The organism is Streptomyces sp. NPDC040405 (genome assembly GCF_055595765.1).
The window spans coordinates 313431-338035 of sequence record NZ_JBVIVI010000009.1 but is presented as its reverse complement, the minus strand read 5'-3'; the positions used below and the strand labels follow the sequence as shown (position 1 = coordinate 338035).

Annotated in this window: 21 protein-coding genes; 12 read left to right on the top strand and 9 right to left on the bottom strand. The window is 71.2% G+C overall.

Features of this window, described 5'->3' with window-relative positions; genetic code table 11:
* Positions 1-2: 2 nt before the first annotated feature.
* From ACZ59A_RS32915 to ACZ59A_RS32905, 3 genes are all read right to left on the bottom strand, one after another.
* On the bottom strand, positions 3-1217 hold the full coding sequence (locus ACZ59A_RS32915; RefSeq protein ID WP_470966319.1) for a lycopene cyclase family protein: 1215 nt from the start codon (positions 1215-1217) through the stop codon (positions 3-5).
* A gap of 15 nt (positions 1218-1232) precedes the next feature.
* Positions 1233-1715, bottom strand: a complete 483-nt coding sequence (locus ACZ59A_RS32910) for a sortase (RefSeq protein ID WP_470966316.1) — start codon at positions 1713-1715, stop codon at positions 1233-1235.
* 229 nt (positions 1716-1944) lie between these two features.
* The gene (locus ACZ59A_RS32905) at positions 1945-2514 is read right to left on the bottom strand and encodes a TetR/AcrR family transcriptional regulator (protein ID WP_470966313.1); all 570 of its coding nucleotides are present in this window, start codon (positions 2512-2514) and stop codon (positions 1945-1947) included.
* Between the two features lie 152 nt (positions 2515-2666).
* Here ACZ59A_RS32905 and ACZ59A_RS32900 point away from each other — a divergent pair, with 152 nt between their 5' ends.
* Together ACZ59A_RS32900 and ACZ59A_RS32895 are read left to right on the top strand one after the other, a co-directional pair.
* Complete coding sequence (locus tag ACZ59A_RS32900; RefSeq protein ID WP_470966311.1) at positions 2667-4130, top strand: DUF1996 domain-containing protein; 1464 nt, start codon at positions 2667-2669, stop codon at positions 4128-4130.
* A 156-nt stretch (positions 4131-4286) separates the two neighbouring features.
* Positions 4287-4922 carry a TetR/AcrR family transcriptional regulator gene (locus ACZ59A_RS32895; RefSeq protein ID WP_470966308.1) on the top strand — a complete coding sequence of 212 codons (636 nt, stop codon included), beginning with the start codon at positions 4287-4289 and terminating at the stop codon, positions 4920-4922.
* A gap of 6 nt (positions 4923-4928) precedes the next feature.
* Here ACZ59A_RS32895 and ACZ59A_RS32890 read toward each other — a convergent pair whose 3' ends face one another.
* Genes ACZ59A_RS32890 through ACZ59A_RS32870 form a run of 5 tightly spaced genes read right to left on the bottom strand, consistent with a single transcriptional unit; the run spans position 4929 to position 9943 of the window.
* Complete coding sequence (locus ACZ59A_RS32890) at positions 4929-5804, bottom strand: branched-chain amino acid aminotransferase (protein WP_470966306.1); 876 nt, start codon at positions 5802-5804, stop codon at positions 4929-4931.
* Positions 5801-7066 carry an ATP-grasp domain-containing protein gene (locus tag ACZ59A_RS32885; protein ID WP_470966303.1) on the bottom strand — a complete coding sequence of 422 codons (1266 nt, stop codon included), beginning with the start codon at positions 7064-7066 and terminating at the stop codon, positions 5801-5803. Before ACZ59A_RS32885 ends, ACZ59A_RS32890 begins: the two co-directional genes overlap by 4 nt.
* Positions 7063-8103 (bottom strand): EamA family transporter, encoded by a 1041-nt coding sequence (locus ACZ59A_RS32880; RefSeq protein ID WP_470966301.1) that lies wholly within the window; start codon positions 8101-8103, stop codon positions 7063-7065. The genes ACZ59A_RS32885 and ACZ59A_RS32880 overlap by 4 nt, the downstream gene beginning before the upstream one ends.
* A complete protein-coding gene (locus tag ACZ59A_RS32875; RefSeq protein WP_470966299.1) occupies positions 8097-9365 on the bottom strand; it encodes a DUF6421 family protein in 1269 nt (422 codons plus the stop codon). Before ACZ59A_RS32875 ends, ACZ59A_RS32880 begins: the two co-directional genes overlap by 7 nt.
* The gene (locus ACZ59A_RS32870; RefSeq protein ID WP_470966296.1) at positions 9362-9943 is read right to left on the bottom strand and encodes a bacilysin biosynthesis protein BacA; all 582 of its coding nucleotides are present in this window, start codon (positions 9941-9943) and stop codon (positions 9362-9364) included. Before ACZ59A_RS32870 ends, ACZ59A_RS32875 begins: the two co-directional genes overlap by 4 nt.
* Before the next feature lie 280 nt (positions 9944-10223).
* Between ACZ59A_RS32870 and ACZ59A_RS32865 the strand changes: the two genes are divergently transcribed.
* From ACZ59A_RS32865 to ACZ59A_RS32835, 7 genes are all read left to right on the top strand, one after another.
* The gene (locus tag ACZ59A_RS32865) at positions 10224-10727 is read left to right on the top strand and encodes a hypothetical protein (RefSeq protein WP_470966294.1); all 504 of its coding nucleotides are present in this window, start codon (positions 10224-10226) and stop codon (positions 10725-10727) included.
* Positions 10727-12121 (top strand): hypothetical protein, encoded by a 1395-nt coding sequence (locus ACZ59A_RS32860; protein WP_470966291.1) that lies wholly within the window; start codon positions 10727-10729, stop codon positions 12119-12121. The genes ACZ59A_RS32865 and ACZ59A_RS32860 overlap by 1 nt, the downstream gene beginning before the upstream one ends.
* Entirely contained in the window at positions 12118-13599 is a 1482-nt protein-coding gene (locus ACZ59A_RS32855) for a vWA domain-containing protein (protein ID WP_470966288.1), read from the top strand. The genes ACZ59A_RS32860 and ACZ59A_RS32855 overlap by 4 nt, the downstream gene beginning before the upstream one ends.
* 48 nt (positions 13600-13647) lie before the next feature.
* Positions 13648-14760: an ATP-binding protein gene (locus ACZ59A_RS32850; RefSeq protein ID WP_470966285.1), complete on the top strand. Its 1113-nt coding sequence runs from the start codon at positions 13648-13650 to the stop codon at positions 14758-14760.
* Entirely contained in the window at positions 14757-17573 is a 2817-nt protein-coding gene (locus ACZ59A_RS32845; RefSeq protein WP_470966283.1) for a DUF5682 family protein, read from the top strand. Before ACZ59A_RS32850 ends, ACZ59A_RS32845 begins: the two co-directional genes overlap by 4 nt.
* Positions 17574-17726: 153 nt before the next feature.
* On the top strand, positions 17727-18284 hold the full coding sequence (locus ACZ59A_RS32840) for a carboxymuconolactone decarboxylase family protein (protein ID WP_470966280.1): 558 nt from the start codon (positions 17727-17729) through the stop codon (positions 18282-18284).
* On the top strand, positions 18281-19129 hold the full coding sequence (locus tag ACZ59A_RS32835; protein ID WP_470966278.1) for an RNA polymerase sigma-70 factor: 849 nt from the start codon (positions 18281-18283) through the stop codon (positions 19127-19129). The genes ACZ59A_RS32840 and ACZ59A_RS32835 overlap by 4 nt, the downstream gene beginning before the upstream one ends.
* Positions 19130-19171: 42 nt before the next feature.
* On the opposite strand, the gene ACZ59A_RS32830 is transcribed toward ACZ59A_RS32835, so the two are convergent.
* Positions 19172-21406: a transketolase-like TK C-terminal-containing protein gene (locus ACZ59A_RS32830; protein ID WP_470966542.1), complete on the bottom strand. Its 2235-nt coding sequence runs from the start codon at positions 21404-21406 to the stop codon at positions 19172-19174.
* A gap of 458 nt (positions 21407-21864) precedes the next feature.
* Here ACZ59A_RS32830 and ACZ59A_RS32825 point away from each other — a divergent pair, with 458 nt between their 5' ends.
* The 3 genes from ACZ59A_RS32825 to ACZ59A_RS32815 all read left to right on the top strand — a co-directional run bounded on the left by ACZ59A_RS32825 (position 21865) and on the right by ACZ59A_RS32815 (position 24605).
* A complete protein-coding gene (locus ACZ59A_RS32825) occupies positions 21865-22716 on the top strand; it encodes a TetR/AcrR family transcriptional regulator (RefSeq protein WP_470966276.1) in 852 nt (283 codons plus the stop codon).
* 17 nt (positions 22717-22733) lie between these two features.
* Positions 22734-23342 carry a thioesterase family protein gene (locus ACZ59A_RS32820; RefSeq protein WP_470966273.1) on the top strand — a complete coding sequence of 203 codons (609 nt, stop codon included), beginning with the start codon at positions 22734-22736 and terminating at the stop codon, positions 23340-23342.
* 78 nt (positions 23343-23420) lie between these two features.
* Positions 23421-24605 carry an acyl-CoA dehydrogenase family protein gene (locus ACZ59A_RS32815; protein WP_470966271.1) on the top strand — a complete coding sequence of 395 codons (1185 nt, stop codon included), beginning with the start codon at positions 23421-23423 and terminating at the stop codon, positions 24603-24605.

The window sequence follows — 24605 nt, the reverse complement described above, 5'->3', positions numbered from 1 at the left end:
GGTCACCGCTTCGGCTCCGGTGGCGCGTGGCCGAAGGCGGGGCCGGTGCGCCGCCGGAGCCAGGGCAGCTCGGCCACCGTCCGCAGCATGGGCGCCACCGGTGTCCGCACCCCGACCATGACGTCCTCCGCCAGGCCGGTGCCGCCGTCGAGGAACCGCAGCAGACGGTCGGCGGGGACGTGGCGGAAGAGGCCGGTGAAGACGTCGGCGCCGGTCACCCGGCCGGTGGCCAGGGCGCGCAGCATCGCCGCGTCCATGGCGCGTGCGCGGGCCGGGTACGGGGCGGGCGGCACCGGGCGGCGGCCCGCGGCGAAGGCCGCCGCCACCGCCCGGGACTGCCGCTGCACCGCGGCGAAGGTGTAGCCGGTGGCCGGACGGGTGGCGCCGCCCGCGGCGCCGATCCGGAACACGGCGTCGCCCGCGTGGCGGGGGAAGCGGCCGTCGGTCATGGGGATGACGCCCTGCTCGGTGGAGAGCACCCGGAAGGGCGGCAACCGCAGCACGGCCCGGGTGTAGTGGCGCAGGGCCGCGTCGTACGCGGCGCCGTCCAGCACGGCGGGCGAGAACTCGGTGTACTCCACCAGCGCCTCACGGGTGCTCAGCGGCAGCACATAGCCGAACGACAGGCCGCCGTCCGGCTGCGGGGTGCGGAAGTCCATCAGCTCGGCCACCGCGGGATCCAGCGCCGGGGTCTCGCAGCGGATGAACCAGCCCCGGAAGTGCTGGAGCAGCGTCGTACGAGCCGGTGGCAGGGCGGCCGCCGGGCGGGAGTCGAAGGCCCATCGGGTACGCAGGACCACCGGTTGGCTCCCGGCGCGGACGCCCCGTACCACCGCGCCGCCCGCGTCGTCGCGCACCTCGTCCACCACCGCCTCGACGCGCCGCACCGAGGGCGCCGCGTCGAGCCGGGCGGCCGTCCAGCGCTCGAAGTCGCGCGACCGCAGCATCTTGTAGACGAAGGGCGCGATCTCGCGCTCCAGCGGGCGGCCATCGGCTCCGTGCACCCCGACCCGGCTCCAGCGGGCGGCCAGCGCCGCGTCGAACTCACCGCCCGGCTCCTCCCACCAGCACCACGTCCGCTCCGGCGGCCGCAGCGGCCCGTCCGGCGCCTCGACCAGCAGCACCCGCGGCGGGGAGGGCAGGGCGGCGAGCCGGTGGGCCAGCGTCAGACCGGCCGCACCCGCGCCGACGACCGCCACGTCCGCATCCCACGCCACCGCGGGACAGAGACGCTAGCGCCGAACGCTTCGGTGGCGGCGCATCATGAGCACACCTGTGGCCGTGACCGCCAGGACCGCGCCGCCGAGGAGGGTCGGCTTGTTCTCGCCGACCGCGGCGGGCCCGAATCCGGCGTCGACCCCGCCGCTGGGGTGGGTGCGCTTGACCTTGATGTCATCCGTCATCTTGATGCTCGGGGGACACTTCACGACGACTTCGTGGCTACCGGAATCGGCCTTCTCCGGAATCCGGAAGTGGCCGGTGAGCTCGCCCTTGTGGTCGCCCTTGAACAGGTGGAACTCGTCTCCGCCCGCGGAGCCCTTGCCGTAGGTCACGTCCGAGCCGCAGGCGGTCGTACTGACGGTGACCGTGGACCCCGGAAGGGCCTTGCTCGGGCTGATGGTGAGGTCCGTGTCATCGGCGGCAGCGGCCGGGCCCTGCAGGGTGAGGGCACAGAGAACCAGGCCGATGGCTGCACCGGCGGGTACGTAACGCATGAAAATCCTCCAACGGAGCAGTGGCCGACCCGAACACGAGGCACCTGTGAGGTGTTCCGTTCACGAGACAACCGACACTCCGCCACCACCGCAACACGAAGCGTCACCCCGTCACGTCGCCGCCACCGCTCCGCTTGATCATCCGCGCAGGTCACCGGAGCGACGGACGGTATACCGGCGGGAATGGCCGGAGGGGAGCGAATGGGCTATTCGCGCGCGGTACGTGCGGTCAGGGCGCGGGCCAGTTGCGCAGCAGGGTGTCGAGCGCGTCCAGGGACCGGGACCAGGATTCCGCCGAATCGGGGGAGCTGTGGCTGAACCCGCCCGCCAGCTCCAGGCTGACGTAGCCGTGGAACACGCTGCCGAGCAGCCGGACCGCATGCGTCTCGTCCGGCTCCGGCAGGTCGTAGCCGCGCAGGATCGCCCGCGTCATCTGTGAGTGCCTGCCGCCCGCGCTGGCGGCCGCCGCCTCCGGGTCGAGCCTGAACTGGGCCGCGGCATAGCGGCCGGGGTGCTCGCGGGCGTAGTCGCGGTAGACATTGGCGAAGGCGGTCAGGGCGTCCTTCCCGGCCCGCCCGGCCAGGGCGTCGGCGGCCCGGTCGGCGAGTTCCTCCAGGGCGAGCAGGGCGATCCTGGTCTTGAGGTCGCGGGAGTTCTTCAGGTGCGAGTACAGGCTCGCGACCTTGACGTCGAACCGCCTGGCCACCTCCGACACGGTCACCTGGTCGAAACCGACCTCGTCGGCCAGCTCCGCTCCGGCCCGGGTCAGCCGTTCCGTGGTCAGCCCTGCGTAGGCCATGCCCTCCCTCTCCGCCGGCAGCGCCCACTATTCGGCTGCCTAAGACCTTTAGGCAATCTTACCCTCCGGTGACGTGATCCACCCCGGCGTCCCGGCCCGGTCGCGTGGCTATAGCCTTCCGTCGAACGCGTCCGACATGACAGAGGAGTTCCATGCGACGCACTACGCGCAGACGGTCGAAAGCCGCGAGACGGGCGATCGTCGCCACCGCCGCGTTAGCCCTGGGGGCGGGCGGACTGGTGACGGTCAACATGTACGCCTCGGCCGACGCGGGCGATTCGCAGCAGAGCGACACCCGCGGCAGGGCGTTATCCGCCCAAGGGTCCACCATCGACTGCCCCGACGTCGGCCAGCGCCTGAGCGCGGTGCCGCAGCGGGCCAGGGCCGAGGTGGACCGGGAGCTCGCCCTGCTGGACAAGCAGGTCGCCGAGGCGTATCAGCGGCTCGCCGGTTCCCAGCGGGCGATCCAGCAGGATGCCAACTTCGCACAGAACGCGATCATGGGTCCGCTGAAGGACAAGCGCACGGCGACCATCGACCGGATATCGATCGCCATCGGCCGAGTGGCAGCCACCCCGCAGGGCCTCGACGGGCTCGCCACCTGCACGCTCAAGGCTTCCGGCGGAGGCCAGGGCGGGAATCAGGGCGGCAGCCAGGGCGGCGGCCAAGGTGGCAACCAGGGCGGCGGTCAGGGCCAGAGCGGCAACGGCCCGGCGGCCGCGGATTTCGTGGACATCACCAGTGTCCAGCCCAATGTGCGCACACCGCGCCCGGCGCGGAACGCCTCCAAGGGCCTCTTCGCCACCAAGTGCGGCGTCAACGCCAACAAGCTCTACAACACCGACAACGTCATCGTCGCTCCGGGCGTGTCCAACGGGGCGCACCACACCCACGACTACGTCGGCAACCAGGCCAACAACGCGTTCGCCGACAACAACACCTTCGCCGGTGGCCGCACCACCTGCCAGAACCAGGGCGACAAATCCACCTACTACTGGCCGGTGCTGCGGCTTCAGGACGGCACCCGTGAGTTCGACGCGGACAAGCAGGGCGGTGGCGCGGAGGGCAACACCGGCCGCATCCTGACGGCCAAGAAGGTCACCCTGGAGTACGAGGGCAACCCGCGCGGCAAGGTCGTGGCGATGCCCAGGTTCCTGCGCATCATCACCGGCGACGCGAAGGCGTTCAGCAACGGGACGGCGAACGCCAACGCCGCGTGGAGCTGCACCGGGTTCGAGAACCGGCAGCTGAAGGACAAGTACCCGATCTGCCCGCAGGGCAGCGATGTGGTGCGTACCTCGAAGTTCCAGAGCTGCTGGGACGGCAAGAACGCCGACAGCGCCAACCACCGCTCCCACGTGGCGTTCACCGGCGCCGACGGCAGCTGCCCGAAGGGCTTCGTGGCGATTCCGCAGCTCGTGCAGCGCCTGGTGTACGACGTGGACGCGCCCAGCCTGAAGGACAACGGGAAGACCCGGCCGTTCTTCGCGGTGGATGGCTTCCCCGAGCAGTTGCACAAGCCGGTCACCGACCACGGGGACTTCATCAACGTCTTCGACGAGAAGGTGATGAACCAGATGGTGCGGTGCATCAACACCGGACGCACCTGCCGCTGAGGTGACGCCCTGCCGGTGGTCGTACGCGTGGTCGTACGCGAAAACCACCGGCAGGGCGCGCGCGGCCGCCCGGCGCGATACCGGGTATACTTTAAATGGATTGATTTAAAGTGGTGCGCGCGGAGCGGGAACGCGGTGGTGATGATGGCAGCCAGGATGACGCAGGACGAGCGGGTCAGCGCGACCCGGGAGGCGCTGCTGACGGCGGCGGAGCGGCTGTTCGCCGAATACGGGGTGCACGCGGTCGCCAACCGCCAGATCAGCGCGGCCGCCGGACAGGGCAACAACGCCGCGGTCAACTACCACTTCGGCACCAAGACCGACCTGGTCCGCGCGATCGTCCGCCGCCACGCCGAGCAGATCGAGCGGATCCGCGCGGGGATGCTGGCCGGCATCGGCGACTCCACCGAGCTGCGGGACTGGGTGGCAGGCGTGGTCCGGCCGTCCATCGAGCACCTTGCGGCGCTGGGCCACCCCAGCTGGTACGCGCGGTTCATCGCCCAGGTCACGGCCGACCCCGCACTCCAGGCGATCACCACCGCGGAGTCCTTCGCCGCCTCCCCGTCGCTGCACTCGTTGCAGGACGGGGTGAACCGCTGCCTGCCCGACCTGCCCGCCGAGGTGTACGCCGAGCGTGGCGCCATGACACGCCACCTCATCACGCAGATGAGCGCCGAGCGGGAGCGCGCCCTCGCCGACGCCGCCCCCACCTCCCGTACGACGTGGCACGACACCGCCACCGGCCTCGTCGACGCGATCGTCGCCCTGTGGCAGGCCCCGGTCACCCATTAGGGCGCTTCAGGGCGTGCGCACCAGCCGGGCGTACGCCTCGGCCAGCGCCGACGCCACCTTGCCGACGCCGTACCGGTGGCCGTCCACCTCCCGCACCGGCTGCACCTCGTAGGCGGTGCCGGTCAGGAACACCTCGTCGGCGTCGGCGAGGGCGTCCGGCTCCAGAGGCCGCTCATGGACGGGGATGCCGAGGTCATGGGCGAGGCCGATGACGGTCTGGCGGGTGATGCCGTTCAGGAAGGTGTCGGGGACGGGGGTGTGCAGGGCGCCGTCGATGACGAGGAAGAGGTTGGCGCCGGTGGCCTCGGCCAGCAGACCCCGGTGGTCGAGCAGCAGCGCGTCGTCGTAACCGGCGGCTTCGGCCTCGTCGCGGGCGAGTGTGCAGATGTTGTACAGCGATGCCGCCTTGGCGTGCACCGGCGCGGTGTCGGGCGCCGGGCGGCGCCAGCGGGAGGTGCCGAGGCGGATGCCCTCCTCCTGGGTCGCGTCCCCGAAGAGGCGCGGCCACTCCCAGGTGGCGATGGCGACATGGACGCGGTTGCCCGTACTGGAGACGCTGAGCTGCTCGCCGCCCCGCCAGGCGACGGGCCTGACGTATCCGTCGGCGATGCCCTGCCTGCGGACCAGCTCCCGGGCGGCATCGGCGAGTTCGGGCACGCCGAAGGGGATGGCGAAGCCCAGGGCGTGTGCGGAGGTGTGCAGGCGCTCGGTGTGCTCGGTGAGCTTGAAGATGGCGCCGTCGTAGACGCGCATCCCCTCGAACACGCCACCGCCGTAGTGCAGTCCGTGGGAGAGGACGTGCAGCTTCGCGTCCCGCCAGGGCACGAAGGCGCCGTCGTACCAGATGACGCCGTCACGGTCGTCGAAGGGGAGGGAGATCATCGTCCACTGCCTTCCGGGGCGTACTCGATGTGGATGGCGGTCTCCAGCGTGCGGTGGAACTCCTCCGCCTCGGCGGTGGTGGTGTGCCGGGACAGGATGAACGCCGGGTAGCCGGTGAAGTCCGGGTAGGGCCGCACCACGTCGCCGGGGAAGAGCATCTGCACGATGTGGTCCACCCGGGGGTCGGCGCGCAGCTCGTCCAGGCCGTGGATCGCGGTGATCCGCCCCGAACCGCCGCACGGCACGATGTAGTTGGCCGCGGCGCCCGTGGCGGAGGGCGTGCGACCGGCGCCGAAGGAACGTGGCGGCAGCCCGGCGGCGATCCGCAGCGCGTCCGCGGCGAAGTCCAGCCCGGTGGCGTTCCGGACGATGTACTCCGAGACCCCCGAACCGCCGATGCGGGCCCCCAGCTCCAGCAGGTACGGCCGGTCGCCGCGCAGCCGCAGTTCGGTGTGGGTGGGGCCGTCGGCGATGCCGAGGGCGGTGTGCGCGGCGGTCACCTCGTGCCGGATGGCGTCCTGGATCGCCTCGGGCAGGACGGCCGGGGCGCGGTAGACGCTCTCCTCGAAATACGGGCCCTCGGGCTCGCCCTTGTAGCCGATGCCGCACACCGTCACCTCCCCGCGGTGGGCGAGGGATTCCACGGCGAACTCGGGCCCGTCGAGATACTCCTCCACGATCAGGCCCCCGGCCCCGCCCAGTTTGCCCCGGCAGATCTGCCACACCTCCTCGACGACGGCCTTCAGTGCGTCCGGGCGTTCCGCCTTGGTGACGCCGAGGCTGGAGAAGCCGTGCGCGGGTTTGACCACGACCGGAAAGTCCAGGTGTGCGGCCTCCTCCCAGGCGGAGGGGTCCTTCAGGCCGACGAAGCGGGGCACGTTGAGCCCCGCCGCGGCCAGCCGTTCCCGCATCACCCGCTTGTCCTGCGCGCCGAGCGCCGCGTCCCGCCCGATGCCGGGCAGCCCGAGGAGTTCGGCGGCCTCCGCGACGAACGGCACGGCCGGGTCGTACAGGGTGCAGATGCCCTGGAACGGGGTGGTCTCGTGCGACTTCCGGAGCCGGGCCAGAGCGCCCGCGCGGTCCCCGTCGATGTCCAGAGGCAGCACGTCGGCCACGGCCGGGGGCAGCCGGTCCGGGGACACGTCCTCGTCGGGGCGGGGGACCAGGATGAGGCGGATACCGGCGCGCTCGGCGCTGTCGAAGACCCAGGGCAGCGTCGTCCGCTGATACACCAGGACGACGCGGGGCTGCGGTGTGCTCACGATGTTCCTCGTTCCAGTGGCATTCCGGCCGACCGGCCGGTGTCGTCGTTCTCCTCGGCCGTGCCGGAGCCGGTGTCCTCGGCCGCGCCGGAGCCGGTGGCCTGGGGCCGCGCCCGGCGGGAGCCGCCCACCGTCAGCCACACCCCGGCCGAACAGGCGACGATCAGGACGAGCACGACGGGACCGGGCGCGCCCGCCCATCCCAGCGCCCATTCGCCGAGCCGGATCAGGAACGGCACCACCAGGGCCACGGCGGAGGTGTACAACGGGCCCTTGCGCAGGATGAGTTCGTGCGAGATGAGGAAGACCGGGGCGGTGAGCCCCGCGCCGAGCAGCGCCACCCCGCCCCAGTCGGCCGCCGTGACGCCGCCCATCGGCACGAAGACGGCGGTCGTCAGCCCCAGCATGACGGCGCCCGCCCCCGTGATGGCGGGCAGTGCCGCCAGCGGTGAGATGTCGGCCATGCGCTGCCGGTAGACGTAGCCGTAGAGGGCGTACGTGAACGTGCCGCCCAGCGCCAGCAGGGCACCGGCCAGCAGGGTGCCCGCCCCGGCCGCCTCGCCGCCCGGCCCGTCCGCCACCGCGTAACCGCACGCCGCGGCCACCGCGAGCAGGGTGCCGCACACCTTGCGGACCGTCCCGCGCTCGCCGAAGGCGACGATGCCGATGACGAAGGTCACGCACGGCAGCAGCGAGACGATCAGGCCCACCCGGGAGGCGCCGATCCGGCCGATGCCGAGCAACGTGCCGGAGTAGTACGCGAAGAACCCGAGGAACGCCAGCAGCAGAAACCCGCCCGGGCGGCCGAACCCCTTGCGGACGTCCGGCCAGCTGCGCGGCCGGAGTACGGCGATCACGGAGATGGCCAGGAAGCTGGCCGCCGTACGGCCGCTCGCCACGGCGAGCGCGGGAACGCCGTCGACCAGCCGGGCGGACATCAGCCAGCCCGCGGCGAGCAGCAGCACCATGAGCACCGACAGGGCGGGTACCAGCAGCGGTCCGCCGCCCCGCCGGGTCGCCGGGTCGCCGGTCACCACTGAGCGAGCGCGAACGTCAGCGGTGGCAGCCGGTCCAGGCTCTGCCTGGCACGCAGCAGCGCCCGCTGGTCCTCGGTGAACCGGTAGCGCTGCTTGGCCTCCCCGGCGGGCAGATAGTCGCGCACCAGGGCCTTGGCGGCGGCCCGGTACTCGTCGTCGGTGGTGACCTCGGCCTCCAGCTTCTCGACCGTGGTGATGTAGTCCCGCAGCGCGCCCAAGGTGGCGTCCCGGTCCAGCCGCAGCAGCCCGCCGTCCTGTACGGAACCGGTCAGCGCGCCGCGCTCGCGCAGCCACGAGTACACGAAGACACCGGTTCCGGAGTCGAAGTTGCGGGTCGCGTCGGTGGCCTGCGGGTAGCGGAAGACACGTTCCAGCAAGATCATGTCGATCTGCTCCTCGGCGTACGGAACTCCGCCGTCGGCGCAGGCCAGCACGGTCTTCGCGTCCACCTTGATCTCTTCGAGCAGGCCGACGAACCAGTTCATCTTGAGCGAGATGTGCTCGTCGAACGGCCACAGCCCCTGGTAGTGCATGCGGTCGTGCAGATAGCCCCAGATGGCGCGGGCCTCGAAGCACACCTCCGGGGCCAGGTCGGTGGAGGCGCGGGGCACGGAGTCCGGGGTGAGGACGGCGGCCGCCCCCGGGAGCGCGTAGGTCTCGTGGATGCTGCGCATCTTGTTGTAGAAGAACATGGCGTACGGCTGATCGGTGATCTTGTCGTGCGCGGCCACGTTCTCCGGGAAGAACACCAGGCAGTTGCCGCGCGCGAAGCCGTCGCTGCCCGCGACGAGGATCAGGGACTGGCAGTTGTTCTTCGGATGCGGATGGGTGAGCGCCAGCTCCGGCAGGGCGTCGGGCTCCTCGCGCAGCGCGTAGAAGCAGTCCAGCCGCTTGCCGACGGGCGGTGCGCTGTTGGTGGTCTGCAGCGGCGCGAGGAAGAAGACCATGCTTCCGTCCTCGGGCGGGCGCAGCGCGTCGCGGGAGCGGGCGAAGTGCGGCCGGGTGTCCAGCCCGGCGTCCAGCCACCCGGCGACATCGGCGTCCAGCGCGTCGGCCTGGTGCCCGAGCCCGTTGCGCCGGTACCAGGCACACGCCTCGTCCGAGACGCGGGCGAGCAGCGCACGGTCGTCCGCCGTGGGTTCGGCGACCGTGCCGTCGTCGGCCTGGCGCGTCCGGAAGCGGTCGACCAGCGGGATGACCGATTCCGTCAGGATCCGCGCCTCGGCCAGGTACGCGGGGGCTATCGGTGCTCGGGATATCACAGCGCCACCGCTCCCGCCGCGAGCGGCTCCTCGGCCCCGGCGTCCGCGGCCAGGACCTGGTGGACGGTGAAGACCATGGGGACCGGGCCGAAGTCGCGCAGGACACGCAGTCCGTGCCGCTCGGCGGCGACGAGCGTGGTGATGCAGCCCTCGACCTTCCCGGCGGCGCAGTCGATGGCGGCCTGGGAGTTGCTGAGCACCTCGTGGACCTCGGCCGACGCGGGGACGAGCCCCCTGGGCGCCGGGTGCGAGGCGACGGTGGCGGGCGTCGGCGTGCCCGCGGAGGCGAGCACCATGTTGTACGTCGGCATGATGAAGCTGTCGACCATCCGTAACCGGTGCAGATTGCCGAATACCAGGGTGTGCAGGGCCGGATAGACCGCGCAGGCGGTCAAGGCGTGCTGCCCGTCGGCCGGGACGGCTTCCAGCGCCGATTCGATGGAGGAATGCAGATGGACTGTTCCCTCCACGCCGCGTCTGCGCAGCCATTCGTGCGAGGCGGCTTCCAAGTTGGTCCCGTGCGGACCGAGTGTGTGCAGGTTACGGACACGGTCCGGCCCGGCATGGATATGCCGCATGATCTCTCCATGTTTTGAGTTCCTGATCGCTTCGGCAGGTGTTCCCTGGAAGCTAAAAGGATGAAAACAGTAGTAATCGGCAACAAACAAGAGCCTTCTGTAAAACATTCCAGATGGCTGGATTTGATGCCTGGTCGAGGATGTTATTCGGCCACCTGACTCCCGCTGTAGCGGAATGTCAACCTCCGCTCCGAGGGGCGTTGTCAGTGGGCGCACGTATGTTCATTCGTGCCGCGCCGCCGGGGCGCGGAGCACCCCTGTGCGCAGAGGAGATGACGCCTTGTCAGACTGGGAGAGGTCGAGCACGGCGCGGGTGATCCCACCCGCACGGCCGCGCAAGCTCGCCAAGGTCCCGTTCGTCGAGCTGGCCGACGGACGCCTCCAGGGCGTGGTGTCCAGCGGCTCGGACATCGGGCGGGTCTACGTCTCGTCGGTCGCGGCCGGGACCTACGCGTTCTCGTGCAGCACCAACAACAACCGCCCCTGCGGCGGTGCGCACGGCTCGTACTGCAAGCACATCATGGCTCTCATCAGCGAGGCGGTGCTGCAGTACGGCGCCGGGCGGGTCGCCCGCTATCTGAGGGTCGAGACGTCGGACGGGGAGCCCACCGCGCTGTCCCTCACCGCGGATATGGCCGACACGCTTCCCTCGCAGGCGGCATCCAAGCCCGCGGCGGCGGTCTTCAGCCGGTTCCTGCGCCACCTGACCTATCTGGAACTCGCCCCGGTTACCGCGCCGTTGCCGGAGATGCAGTGGTTCCCCTCCAGCCGGGCGGTGGCGTGATGCGTGCCGATCTGCTCGCCGAACCCCTCGCCGATCTCGACGCGGCCCTGGCCGCCGTCGACGCCTTCGACCAGGCACTCGTCGCCGGTCTGCTGCGCCCCCAGCCCGGCCAGGCCACCGGGCTGACGGACCTCGCCCATGCCGTGGCGGGGACGCCGCTGGCCGACAGGGTCGCCGAGGCGGCCGGGAAGGCGGCGGCCGGAGCAGCGGGCGAGGACCATTTCGTCGCCCTCGCCGCCGCCCGCACCGCACTGCTCGGGTCCGTCCACGACGCGCTGATGACGCGGGTCGAGGAGGCGACCGCCCGGCCCCGCGGCGAGGAGGCCGCCGCGCTGCCCGCGCCCGGTGGGCAGGAGGCGGTGAACCTGCTCGCCGCCGCCCGCTCCTGGCTGTCCGATCTGGCGCGCTCCGGGTGGCGGGGCATCGACCACGAGGTGGTCTCCGGGGCGGCGCAGGTCGTCTCCGCGATGCTGCCGGACCCGGCCCTGCGGCGCCTGGCGACGCTCCTCGACGGCTTCGCCGCCGAACTCGCCGCGTCCTGCCCGGGCGCCGCGCTGGACCGTGTCCCGGCGCGCCGATGGGCCGACCTGTGGGCGCGGGCGCTGCTGCTGACGCTGCCCGGTGCGGCCGACGCACCCGCGACCGGGGCGGCCACCGGCCGCCTCCTGCCCCTCGGTGTCGATGTGCAGGAACACGCGACCGCGGCGCAGGCCCAGGTCCACGCGGTGTTCGAGCCCGCCGACGGCAGCACACCCCGCCTGGTGCGCGCCAGCGTGTCGGTGCCCAAGCCCGATACGGTCGTGGGAGTCGGCATCTGGCAGCTGCTCCGGCCGCATATGTCGCTCCTGGCGGCCGTCAGCGAGGGCCGCTCGATGGACCTCACCGACATGCCGGTCACCGCCGAGGGCGACCTGCTCTGGAGCGACGAGCACGCACGCCAGGGCGAGCCAGCCGATCCCTTCGCCACCGCCCGCGTCGCCCTGCCCACCGCCACCGACGCGCCGACCGCACCGCTGGACCGGCATCCGTCGCGCATCGCCGTCCCCGTCTTCCTGGAGGGCTACGGCTCCCAGAAGGGCGACGACGCGCTGACGTTCAGCGTCGCCGGACACGCTCTCGCCGTCGACACCGACCGCGTTCCGGCCGCCGGTCCGCTCACCCCCGAGGCCGTCGCGGGGTCGAGCGCCTGCATCGGGCTGCTCCGCTGGGACGCCGGGGCGTATCGCGTTCAGCCCCTGGCCGTGGAGAAGACCGTGCGGAAGAAGGCCGTCGCCCTCCACGCCGGGGGATGGGCCGGGGGCACGACCGACAAGGCCGGGGTCAAGGCCGAGAAGGCCGCCACCGACGCCGTGGCCGCGCTGCGGGAGCGGGCCGGGAGGCTGCTGCGGAAATGACGGAGCACACCACCGAACACGCCACCGCCCACACCTCCGCACACACCACCTCGCGGACCGGCGAGCACGCAGCCCATGACAACCGCCGTCAGGTCCTGTACTGGCGGCTGCTCGCCCGCCTCTTCGACCCCGAGGAGCAGGCCGCCCTGGAATCGGCGAGCCTCGCCGTCGTGGAGGACATCGGGCTGCCGACCGCCCTGCTGGACCCGCAGGCATCCGTCGACTCGATCGTGCAGCGCCACCCGGAGCTGGCCGCCGAGTTCGACGGTCTGATGACCCCCGAGCCCGATGCCGACGCCGATGCCGCCGACGGAGGACGGAACCGGGCCGCCGAAGTACGGCGCGCCGCGCTGGCCTCGAAGGTCCTGCTCAACGTCTTCGCCTCGGGCTCCGGCACGGTGACCGCGGGACAGCTGGCCCGCTGGCAGTCCGACGCCGGATGGCTGGAGCGCGCCCTCGGCTGCAAGCCCGGCGACCTGCGCGGGGGCCGCTCCGGCGGGCAGTCTGGCGGAGCGGCCGCGGGGCCGGGCGTCAGCCCGACCGGCACCGGCGGCCCGGGCCGGACGCCCGACCTCAGCCGGCTGATCCCGGAGATCGGCCCGGAGCTGGGCGCCCTGGAGGCCGACCTCGTCAGGCGGATGCGGCTGCGTGAGGTGCTGGCCGACCCCCAGCTCGCCGCGCAGCTGACACCGAGCATGTCGCTCATCGAGCAGCTGCTGCGGGACAAGGACAACCTCTCCGGCGTGGCACTGGCCAACGCCAAGGCGCTGATCCGCCGTTTCGTCGACGAGGTCGCCGAAGTGCTGCGCACCCAGGTCGAGAAGGCCACGGTCGGCGCGCTGGACCGCTCCGTCCCGCCCAAGCGGGTGTTCCGCAACCTCGACCTCGACCGCACGATCTGGAAGAACCTCACCAACTGGAGCCCGGAGGAGGAGCGGCTGTACGTCGACCGCCTCTACTACCGGCACACCGCCCGCAAGACGACACCGCAGCGGCTGATCGTCGTCGTGGACCAGTCGGGCTCGATGGTCGACTCGATGGTGAACTGCACCATCCTGGCGTCCATATTCGCCGGGCTCCCCAAGGTGGACGTCCACCTGATCGCGTACGACACCCAGGCGCTCGACCTGACGCCCTGGGTGCACGACCCCTTCGAAACCCTGCTGCGCACCAATCTCGGGGGCGGCACCGACGGCACGGTCGCCATGGCACTGGCCCAGCCGAAGATCGCCGAGCCGCGCAACACCGTCGTGGTGTGGATCTCCGACTTCTACGAATGGCAGAGCGAGCCGCTGTTCGAGAGCATGGCCGCCATTCACCGCTCGGGGGCCAAATTCATCCCGGTCGGCTCGGTGACCAGCTCCGGACGCGGCAGCGTCAACCCGTGGTTCCGGGAGCGCTTCAAGGATCTCGGTGCGCCGGTTCTCTCCGGCCACATCCGCAAGCTCGTCCATGAACTCAAGACGTTCCTCGCCTAGTCACCCGCCTGGTCTCCCGCCTCTTTCCTTGTTCAGAAAGGCCCTGTGATGTCCGACCTGCTGCGCGCCCCCGCCGAGATCAAGTACGCCGAGGAGCTGGACTGGCTGGAGTCCGTCGACGACGGCCCCAAGCCCTTCTCCTGGCGCCTGTCCCCGAAGATGATCCGCCTGTTCATCCTGGGCTCCGAGCGCTCCGACGGCTTGGACCGCGAGATCGCCCAGAAGTGGTTCGGCGACCGCAGTTTTGTCGAGCGCTCCATCGTCACGCTGGCCTCCGACCGCGGCCTGCTGCTCATCGGAGACCCCGGCACTGGAAAGAGCTGGCTGGCCGAGCTGCTGTCCGCGGCCATCTCCCGCAACTCCACGCTGGTCGTGCAGGGCACGGCCGGTACCACCGAGGACCACATCAAGTACTCGTGGAACGTGTCCATGGTCATCGCCAAGGGCCAGTCGCGGGAGTCGATGATCCCCTCACCGATCATGACCGCCATGGAGACCGGCGCGATCGGCCGCTTCGAGGAACTCACCCGGTCCACCAGCGACGTTCAGGACGCCCTGATCTCGATCCTGTCCGAGAAGTACATCTCCGTTCCCGAACTGGACAGCGACAGCATCGTCTTCGCCAAGCCCGGATTCTCGGTCATCGCCACCGCCAACAGCCGTGACAGGGGCGTCAACGACCTGTCCTCCGCCCTCAAGCGCCGCTTCAACTTCGTCCGCATCCCGGTGATGACGAACAAGAAGAGCGAAACCGAGATCGTCCGCTTCCGCACCGAGGAACTGCTGCGCCGTCACCAGATCGAGCTGGACGTGCCGCCGACGCTGCTCGACGTACTGCTCCAGAGCTTCGCCGATCTGCGCGCCTCGGCAGCCGCCGCGGGAAGCGACGACGAGAAGCTGGAGTCCGCGCTGTCCACCGCCGAACAGATCGGTGTGCTGGAGGACGCGATCCTGCACAGCAACTTCTTCGGCGAGCGCGCCCTGACCGCCCACGCCCTCGCCACCTCGCTCGTCGGGTCGCTGGCCCGGCGCGAGCCCGAGGACCTGGCCATCCTCAACAAGTATCTGCACGGTGTCGTGGAGCCGCGAGCCAAGGAAGAAGGCGGATCCTGGCCGGAGTTCCTGGACGGCGGCCGCGACGCGATCGCCACCCTGTCATGAGCGGCACCTACCAGGGGCACAACGGGCACCAGGAGACATTCGAAGCGCTGCGCGGGCAGCTGCGGGAGGCCGCCGCGACGTTCGCCGACGGGCCCGACGCCCTGGAGGGCATCCTGCTCGGCCTCGTCGATGACGTCGACCGCGCGGTGGCCGAGCCACTGGAGATCTTCCCCGTCTGCCACCACTCGCCCGCCTCGGCCATCGCCATGGCCCGCCGACTGCGCCAGAAGCAGCCCAAGGTCGTGTACGTGGAGCTGTGCGAGGACATGGCCCCGCTGCTCACCGAACTGCGCAACTGCAGGCTCCCGGTGGCGGTCCAGGCGTTCGCCACCGACATCGACGGCTTCCCGGCCGACTGGTCGCCGCTGTCGGTGGTCGCACCCGTCACCGAGGTCTCCGCCGAGTACCAGGCGATCGCCTACGCACTCGACACCCCCGGAGTCGAACTGGTCCTCGTCGACCGTTCCTCGGACCACGTCTTCCAGTGGGACACGCGCGGAACGCACTCCGGGGAGCCCGGCGGCGCGGCGGAGCCGGACGCGCCCGCCGCCGACGAAGAGACCGCGCTGCACGGCGACGCGGTCGGCGTGGAGATCGGCGACCTGCGGCCGCGCTTCGCGGAGCTGGAGGAACACCTGCTGCGCCACGGCAAGGTGCGGCACTGGTCGGAGTGGTGGCACCAGTACGTCGAGCTGCCGCTCGGCGACAGCGACCACGACGCCTACCGCCAGGTCATGTTCCTGATCGGCAGCCTCTTCCGGCGCCTCGCACCCGGCGATGCGCACCGGGTCCGGGTGGACGAGGACCGCGAGCGCTACATGTGGACCAGGATGCGCGAGCACCTGGCCGCGACCGGCACCGATCCCGCGGACTGCCTCTACGTCTGCGGCGCCTTCCACGCCGCGAGCCGCGTCGAGGAGTTCGGCGTCCACGGCGCCGACACGTACCGGATCAGCCCGCGCACCGCCACCACCTGGCAGTACGGCCTGATTCCGTCCAGCCACGCGGCGATCGAGGCGCAGTTCGGCCTCGCCGCCGGTTCGGTGTCGATCGCCGCGACGGTCTGGGCGAAGAACATCAAGCGCACCCGGGTGGAGCCGTACCGCCTGGAGGGCCAGGCGGGCGCGAAGAAACCGAAGCCCAGGAAGACCGCGGCCACCCCGGAACCGGCCCCTCCCGCATCCGACAAGCTGACCGGCTTCCTGCGGCAACCGCCCGTCCTGGACCGGCTGGACGAGACCGAACTGCTCGGCTGGTCGGTGGAGATCGTGCGCGCCGCCCGCCGCAATGGCTATCTCGCGTCCACCGCCGACGCCATCGCGGTGTTCGAGACGTCGATCCTGCTGGCCGGGATGCGCGACCGGGCCAAGCCCACGCCGTACGACTTCCAGGACGCGGCTGTCACCTGCATCGAGAAGGACACCGTGCCCGGGCGGCGCGATGTCCGCCGCCTCGTGGAAATCATGATGGGTGGCGACCGGATCGGAAAGGTCGGCTACGACGCGCTGCCACCCCTGGCCCGCGATGTGCACGACCGGCTCGCGCCGCTGAACCTGAAGCTCGAACAGCGCGGTGTTCAGCGGGCGTTGCTGGACATCTCCGCCCGGCCGGAGCTTCAGAAGTGCTCCGACGTGCTGTGGATCCTGCGCCACCTGATGCCGCACGGCACCGCCCGGCCGATCATGGGCGAGCGGACGCTGGGGGAGCGGCCGATCCAGGAGTCCTGGGATGTGGCGCTGGGCACCCATCAGCGGGCGCTCATCGAGCTGGGCTACGAGGGCGTCAGCATCGAGCAGGTCATGGAGCAGCGCCTGCGCCGCACGGCGTACGACCCCAAGGCCACCGCGGCGACCGTCCTCGAAGCCGTCGAGGACGCGACGCTGTACCTGCGCAGCCGCCGCCTCGCCGACGAACTGGGTACCCGCGCCCTTGAGGTGCTGTCGGCCGAGCGCAGTGTCGACGGGGCGCCGGAGGTGCTGCGCCGGGTGCGGCGGCTGCTGGCGTACTACCGCACCAGCGAGCCGGTGCTGCCGCCGTGGATCGAGTCCTTCGTCAAGACCGGATACGCGCACTACTGCACCCTGCTGCCGACGGCGTTCACCGACGACGACGCCACCGTCCGCCAGGTGGCGGCGATGCTGGGCTTCCTGTTCAGCATGGAGAGCCTGGCGCTGTCGCTGGGCTGCGACCGGGCCCAGCTGGAGCTGTCCGTCGCCCAGTCGCATCCGCGGGATCCGTCGAAGACGGCGCTGCTGTGGGCGGCACAGCAGCAGCTCGGGCAGCTCTCCCGCACCGACCTCCGGGCCAGGTGCGACGAACTGCTCGCCAACCCCATGGTGGTGCCCGCCTATCCGCGCTACCTCAGCGGCTTCGTCCACGCCCTGGAGCCCGTCCCGGGCCTCACCGACTTCGTCGTGGAGGCGGTGTCGAACGCCTTCGGACGGCTGCCGGACGCGGTGCTCCTGCCCTGGCTGCCGACCCTGATCACCACCCTGCGCGCGGGCGGCGCCGAACTGGCCCCGCTGCTGATCCGCGAGGCCGGGCGAACCTTCCCCGGCCAGCTGGCGGCACTGGACGCGTGGGTGCCGCCATGGCAGGCGCGGCCGGAGCCCGCTCGACCCGCCCCGCGCGCGGACGTCGGCCGCCGCAGCGCCCTGCTCGCCGCCCACCCGGCGACGTGCGACGCGGTGGCGAACCTGCTGAGCTGCGACGGGACATGGGCCACGGCGGACGCCCACCCCGCGGGCGCGGCCCTGGCCGGCCGCCATCCGGACACGGCCCTGGCCCTGGAGGCGCTGTTGGCCGGGCGGTGAGCCCAAGGGGATGGCTCTGCGCAGTGACGTGCGGGCGAGCCGCTGGAGGGGATCGCCGGGCGTACCGGGCCGGGATGTCACACTCCGGCGATCTCCCTTGTCATACCTCCGGAAGCCTTGGGAAAGCGCTCGACCAGACGGAGGACACCTGCCATGGCCCGGATCTCGCTCACCCCGCCCCGCACCCTGCTCAACCGCATCGGAGCCTGGTACTCCCGGCGCACCTACGGCAAGGTGCTCGACCCCGGCCTGGCCCTCGGCCACCACGCGCGGGTGCTGCTCGGCTACGTACGGCAGGAGCGCGGCGCAGCCAAGTGGAACCACCTCGACCAGAGCCTCAAGCACCTCGCCGTCATGGCCGCGGCGGCCAGGATCAACTGCTCGTGGTGCGTGGACTTCGGACACTGGGAGGCCGACACCCTCGGACTGTCCATGGACAAGATCTCCAAGGTCCCGCGGTGGCGTGACCACCAGGCGGACTTCACCGAGCTGGAGCTGCTCGTCCTGGACTACGCCGAGGCCATGACCGAGACCGAGCCCCGCGTCACCGACGAGCTGGCCGCCGCCCTGGTCGAACGGCTCGGTGAGGCCGCGTTCGTCGAACTCACCGCCATGGTCGCCCTGGAAAATTACCGCTCGCGCGTCAACAGCGCTTTCGGCCTGGTCAGCCAGGGCTTCTCGGACGACTGCGCGGTACCGTCGCGGGCGTGATCGACACCACCACCTTCGAACAACACCGGGGCATGCTGTTCGGCATCGCCTACCGCATGCTCGGCAGTGTCGCCGACGCCGAGGACCTGGTGCAGGACACCTGGCTGCGCTGCAGCCAGGTGTCCACCGCCGTGGACAACCCGGCCGGCTATCTGACCCGTACGGTCACCAACCTCGCGCTCAACCGGCTCACCTCGGCCGCCGCCACCCGCGAGCAGTACGTCGGGCCCTGGCTGCCCGAGCCGCTGGTCACCCAGCCCGACGCCGCCGAGGAGGTGGAGCGGGCCGAGTCGGTCTCACTCGCCATGCTCGTCGTCCTCGACAACCTCTCGCCGCTGGAGCGGGCGGTCTTCGTCCTCAAGGAGGTCTTCGGCTTCTCCTTCAAGGAGATCGCCGCGATGCTGGAGCGCGGCGAGGCGTCCGTACGGCAGGTCGGCCACCGGGCCAGGTCACACGTCCAGGCCCGGCGGCCGCGCTACGACACACCGGCCGAGGTGCGGCGACAGGTCACCGATGAGTTCCTGGCCGCCTGTCTCGGCGGCGACCTCAACCGAATGATGGAGCTGCTCGCCCCCGATGTGACGGCGTGGAGCGACGGCGGCGGCAAGGTGAAGGCCGCCGTCCGTCCGCAGCGCGGCGCGGACAAGGTCGCCCGTTTCCTCGCCGCCGTCGTCACCCAGCCGATGGACGACCCCCGCGTCCACGCGGTCGATGTCAACGGACGGCCGGGACTGCTGCTCACCGTCGCGGGCCGCCCGGACACCGTCGCTGTCGCGGAGGTCGCCGACGGCCGGATCACGGAGATCCGTATCATCCGCAACCCGGACAAGCTGCGGCACCTTTGAGCCGAGCGCGATCCCCCGGCCCGCCGCCCCGTTCGGCAGACCTCAGTCGATGAGGTCGAGGGCGGCGGTCAGCACGCTGTCGCCGTCAATGCCGTGGTACCGGTAGACGTCGTCGAGGGCGCCGCACTGGCCGAACCGGGTCACACCGAGGGTGGTGACGGGCACCTGGTGCACGGTGGCGAGGAAGGCCAGGGTGTGCGGGTGGCCGTCGAGCACGGTGACCAGCGGGGTGGCCCGGTCGGCGGGGAAGGCCCGGTCGAGGATCCAGTCCGGGTCCTCCGCCAGGCCGCGCCGGGCCTGAAGGGCGCGGAACAGCAGGTCCGGGCTGGTCACGCACACCACATCGGCGCCGTGGCCGAGAGCGTCGAGCCGTTCGGCCGCGGCCAGGGCTTCGGGGACCATGGCGCCCATCGCCGCGATGGTCACCACCGGCTTGTCGTGGCGCCGCAACCGGTACGCGCCCGCGGCCACCTGCCGCCGCCGTCGCTCGCGCGCGGCGGGGTCGGTGGGCACGGCGGCCAGGGACTGGTCCACCGGCCGGGTGGACAGCCGCAGATACGCCGAACTCCCTCCCGGGCGTCCGAGGTTGCTTAAGGAGGCGAGCAGACACCATTCGGTGTCGATGGCGAAGGCGGGCTCGTACGACACACACCCCGGCTGCTCGATGCCGAGCGAAGGCGTGGTGATCGACTGGTGTGCGCCGCCCTCCGGGGCGAGAGTGACCCCGGACGGGGTGCCCACCAGGATGGACTGCCCGCCCGCGTACATGCCGAAGGACCACGGCTCCAGCGCCCGGTTGACGAACGGGTCGTACACCACACCGATGGGCAGCAGCGGCTGCCCCCAGCGGCTCCAGGTGGCACCCAACTCGCCCAGCAGGCCGACCAGGTTGGTCTCGGCGATGCCCAGTTCCACATGCTGCCCGGTCGGCTTCTCCCGCCAGTGCAGGATCGTCTCGGCGTCGTCGGCGAACCAGTCGGTGCCTTCCGTGGCCGACCACACGCCGACCTTGTTCAGCCAGCCGCCCAGGTTGGTGGTCGAGCTGACGTCCGGGCTGACGGTGACGATCCGGCCCGCCGCCTCCGGTGCCCGGCGGGTGAGGTCGAGCAGAGCCCTCCCCAGCGCCTGCTGGGTGTGGCCGGTCCCGGTGGGCGCCGGGCGTCCGATGTCGGCCGGAAGGGCGGGCGGCTGCTGCGGCTCGCGCTCGGGCCGACGCAGCCTGTGCGCGGCGGCCGCGCACAGGGACGCCTCCGCCGAGCCGTCGGGGAAGAGGGCCCATGGGCGATCCGGATCCGTCCCCAGCCGCTCGGCCAGCGGGCGCATCTGGTCGGCGGTCAGCAGCGAGGAGTGGTTCTGCGGATGGCCCTCGGTGGGCAGCCCGTGACCCTTGACCGTGTACGCGAAGATCACGGTCGGCCGGGTGTCGTCGATGGCGTCGTACGCCTCCAGGAGGGCGCCCAGATCATGGCCGCCCAGGTTGCGCAGCGCGGCGAGCAGCGTGGCGTCGTCCAGTTGCGCGATGAGCCCGGCGATGGGACCGGCGGTGGAGCCGGTGCCCGGCAGCCGCTCCCGCAGCTGGTCGGCGGTGCAGCGCAGCAGCCGCTGGTATTCGGGGTTGCCCATGGCGTCGATACGGGTGCGCAGGGCCTCTCCGCCGGGCCGGGCGAACAGCTCGTCCAGCAGATGCCCGTACTTGAGCGTGAGCACCTGCCAGCCCGCGGCCGTGAACATGCCCTGGAGCCGACCGGCGGCGATGCCGGGCACCACACGGTCGAGGGACTGCCGGTTCAGGTCGACGATCCACGTCACCTCGCCGAGGGAGGACACCACCGGGTCCTGGACCGCCTCCCAGATCGCCCCCTCGTCCAGCTCCGCGTCACCGAGCAGGGAGTACTGCCGCCCGGTCCCGGCGCCGCCGAAGCGGCCCTCCACATAGCGGCGGGCGAGCGCGCCCCACAGGGGAGCGGTGGCGCCGATCCCGACCGAGCCGGTGGAGTAGTCCACCCTGTCGGGATCCTTGGACCGGCTGGGGTAGCTCTGGAGCCCGCCGAACGCGCGAAGCGTCGTCAGATAGGACTCGTCCAGCTCGCCGAGCAGGTAGTTGATGGCGTGCAGCACCGGTGAGGCGTGGGGCTTGACCGACACCCGGTCCTCGGCGGCCAGCGTGTGGAACCACAGCGCCGTCATGATCGAGGCCATCGACGCGCTGGACGCCTGGTGGCCGCCGACCTTCAGCCCCGTGGGGTTCGGCCGTACCCGGTTGGCATGGTCGATCATGGCCGTGGACAGCCACAGCACCCGGCGCTCGACCGCTTCCAGCGTGCCGAGCGTCCCGGGGTGTTCCCTCCCGGCCGGGTCCTTGCCCGGGGCGCCCGAGAAGGTCGCGTCCATGACCACATTGACCACCTCCACTGCCCGGGCCTGGCGCCCGGAAATGCTGTGTGATGCGAGAAGTAGACCGAGCCCTCACCTTCTGCGCAACATGTCTCCTTCCGGCTGGGCAATCTGCCCACTGTCAAGGGGTGTTGGGCGGTCCCGATTGATCAACGTGACCAATGGCCGGGTGATCGACGCCACCACCGGTCTACGCGGCCTGGTCCGTGGCGAGCCGCGTTGCGATGTGATTGATGCGTCAGTCGGCACGGGTGATTTGGCCCGCGCGACGTAGGGAAGTTCGCGATTTCACCGCGTCTCGACCATTGCGGGTTTCGCAACGCGCCCCTAGGGTCGGCGGCATGCTGCACACTGCGGACGCGACGCGTCAGCGGGTGCGCGAAGTGCTGCGCGGCTACCCGGGCAGTCAGCGCGCCTTCGCCGACGACATGGGGCTGGACCCCACCAAGCTGTCCAAGTCGCTGACCGGGACCCGGCGGTTCACCCCCGCCGAGCTGACCAGGATCGCCGAGATCGGCAACGTCACGGTGAACTGGCTGATCAACGGCAGCGACGAGGCGGAGACGGTGTCCGCCGTTCCGCAACGCAGCGCGCGGCGACCCGTACGGGGCGGAGACACCGGCCGGTACCGGCAGATCCTCGACGCGGCCTGGCGCCTCATCGCCGAGCGGGGCTACCACGCGGTGCGGGTGTCGGACGTCGCGGAGGCATGCGGCACGAGTGCCGCCACGATCCACTACTACTTCCCGGGCCGCGACGGCCTGCTCACCGAGGCACTGCGCCATTCGGTGCGGCAGGCGTTCGACCGCCAGGTCGCGGAACTGCACGGCATCGAGGACGCGCATCAACGGCTGTTGCGCCTCGTCGAGCTGCAACTGCCCGCACCGGGCGCGTTGCAGAGGGAATGGTCGATCTGGTTGCAGGTGTGGAACGAGACCGCGCTGCGCCCGGAACTGCGGGCGCTGCACACCGATTCCTACGCCCGCTACCACGAGACGGTCGCGCGCACGATCGCCGAAGGCCAGGCCCAGGGCGTCTTCACCGACGCCGACCCCGAGGAGCTGGCGGTGTCCCTGACGGCCCTGATCGACGGTCTGGGCATTCAGGTGCTCACCGGCCGTCCGGGACGGACCGCCGAGCGGATGCGGCGGATTCTCTACGACTTCGTACAACGCGAAATCGTCCGGAGCTGACCGAACAGGAGCCGCGTATGGCCGACGCCGGCAAGCCGACCGACGCCGACAAGCCGACCGCCAGCGACGAAATGACCGAGGCAGCCCAGGCCCGGGTGGTCACGCCCTACGAGGGCACCGGCCATCGCGCCTGGGACGACACCGCCGACATCCCCGCACCGCTGTCCCTGCACCACACCACGGTCAGCCCGGCCTGGGTGGACTACAACGGCCACATGAGCGAGTCGTGTTACCTGCTGGTCTTCGGGGACAACGCGGACGCGTTCTTCCGCTACATCGGCATCGACGAGCAGTACCGGGCCGAAGGCCACTCGCTGTACACGGTGGAAACCCATCTGCACAACCGCCGCGAGGTGGCCGAGGGCGAGCCTCTCCGGCTGACCCTCCGCGTCCTGGACCACGACACCAAGCGCGTGCACATCTTCCACGAAATGCACCACGGCACCACCGGCACCCTGCTGGCCACGGCCGAACAGATGCTGGTGCACGTCGACATGGAGGAGGGGAGGTCGTCATCGATGCCCGCGGCCCTGCTGAGGCGGCTGGCCGCGATCCAGCAGGCGCATACGGCCCTGCCCCGCCCCAAGACCGTAGGCCGCCCGATGGGGATCCGCCGCCGAGGCTGAAGCCCAAGCCACAGCCGAATCACCTGCCACGGCTGATGAAGCCCATTCGCTCCCGTCCCGCCGTCCTGAGGAGCCGCCATGGATTTCGAACTCACCGACGAGCAGCGCATGATCGTGGAGACGGTCCGCAAGTTCGTCACGACCGAGCTGGAGCCGCACGAGGACGAGGTCGAGCGGCTCGACGAAGTGCCGCCCGCGCTGGCCGAACGGATCCGCCGCAAAGCCCTCGACGCCGGGCTCTACGCGGCCAACATGCCCGAAGAACTGGGTGGCGGCGGTCTGGACGCCACCAGCATGACACTGGTCGAGCGCGAGCTGGGCCGTGCCGGGTACGCCCTGCAGATGCTCGTCGCACGGCCGAGCAACATCCTCCAGGCATGCGAGGGCGAGCAACGCGAGCGCTACCTGTTCCCGGCCATCCGCGGCGAACGCCATGACTGCCTGGCCATGACCGAACCCGGCGCCGGATCCGACGTACGGTCCATGACCACGCGCGCGGTGCTGGACGGCGGCGACTACGTCATCAACGGCACCAAGCACTTCATCAGCCACGCCGACGCGGCGGACTTCGTGATCCTGTTCGCCACCACGGACACCACCAACGCCACCCCCGACGCGGAGCGGGAATCAGGACGGGCGCGGAAGAACCCGATCACGGCGTTCCTGGTGGACCTGGACACCCCCGGCCTCACCGTCACCCGTGGCTCGGCGTGCGTATCGCACCGCGGCTACCACCAGTGCGAGCTGTCGTTCACCGACTGCCGGATCCCCGCGGGCCAGCGCCTCGGCGAAGAGGGACGCGGCTTCGACCTGATGGGGGAGTGGCTGGGCGCCAGTCGGCTCAGCGTCGCCGCCACCAGCGTCGGCCGCGCCCGGCGCGTACTGGACCTCGCCACGGGGTGGGCCGCCGAGCGCAGCCAGTTCGGGCAGACGATCGGCCGTTTCCAGGGCGTCGGCTTCCCCCTTGCGGACATGGCCACCGAGCTGGAAGCCGCGGAGCTGCTGACCATGCGGGCGGCGTGGAAGCTCGACCAGGGCACCATGACCGACCGGGACGCGGCGATGGCGAAGCTGTACGCCTCCGAGGCGCTGGGCCGGATCACCGACCGGGCGGTGCAGATCTTCGGCGGCATGGGGCTGATGGCGGAACTCCCGCTCGAACGCTTCTGGCGGGACGCCCGCGTGGAGCGCATCTGGGACGGCACCAGCGAGATCCAGCGCCACATCATCTCCCGGTCCCTGCTGCGCCCCCTCGGATCGTGA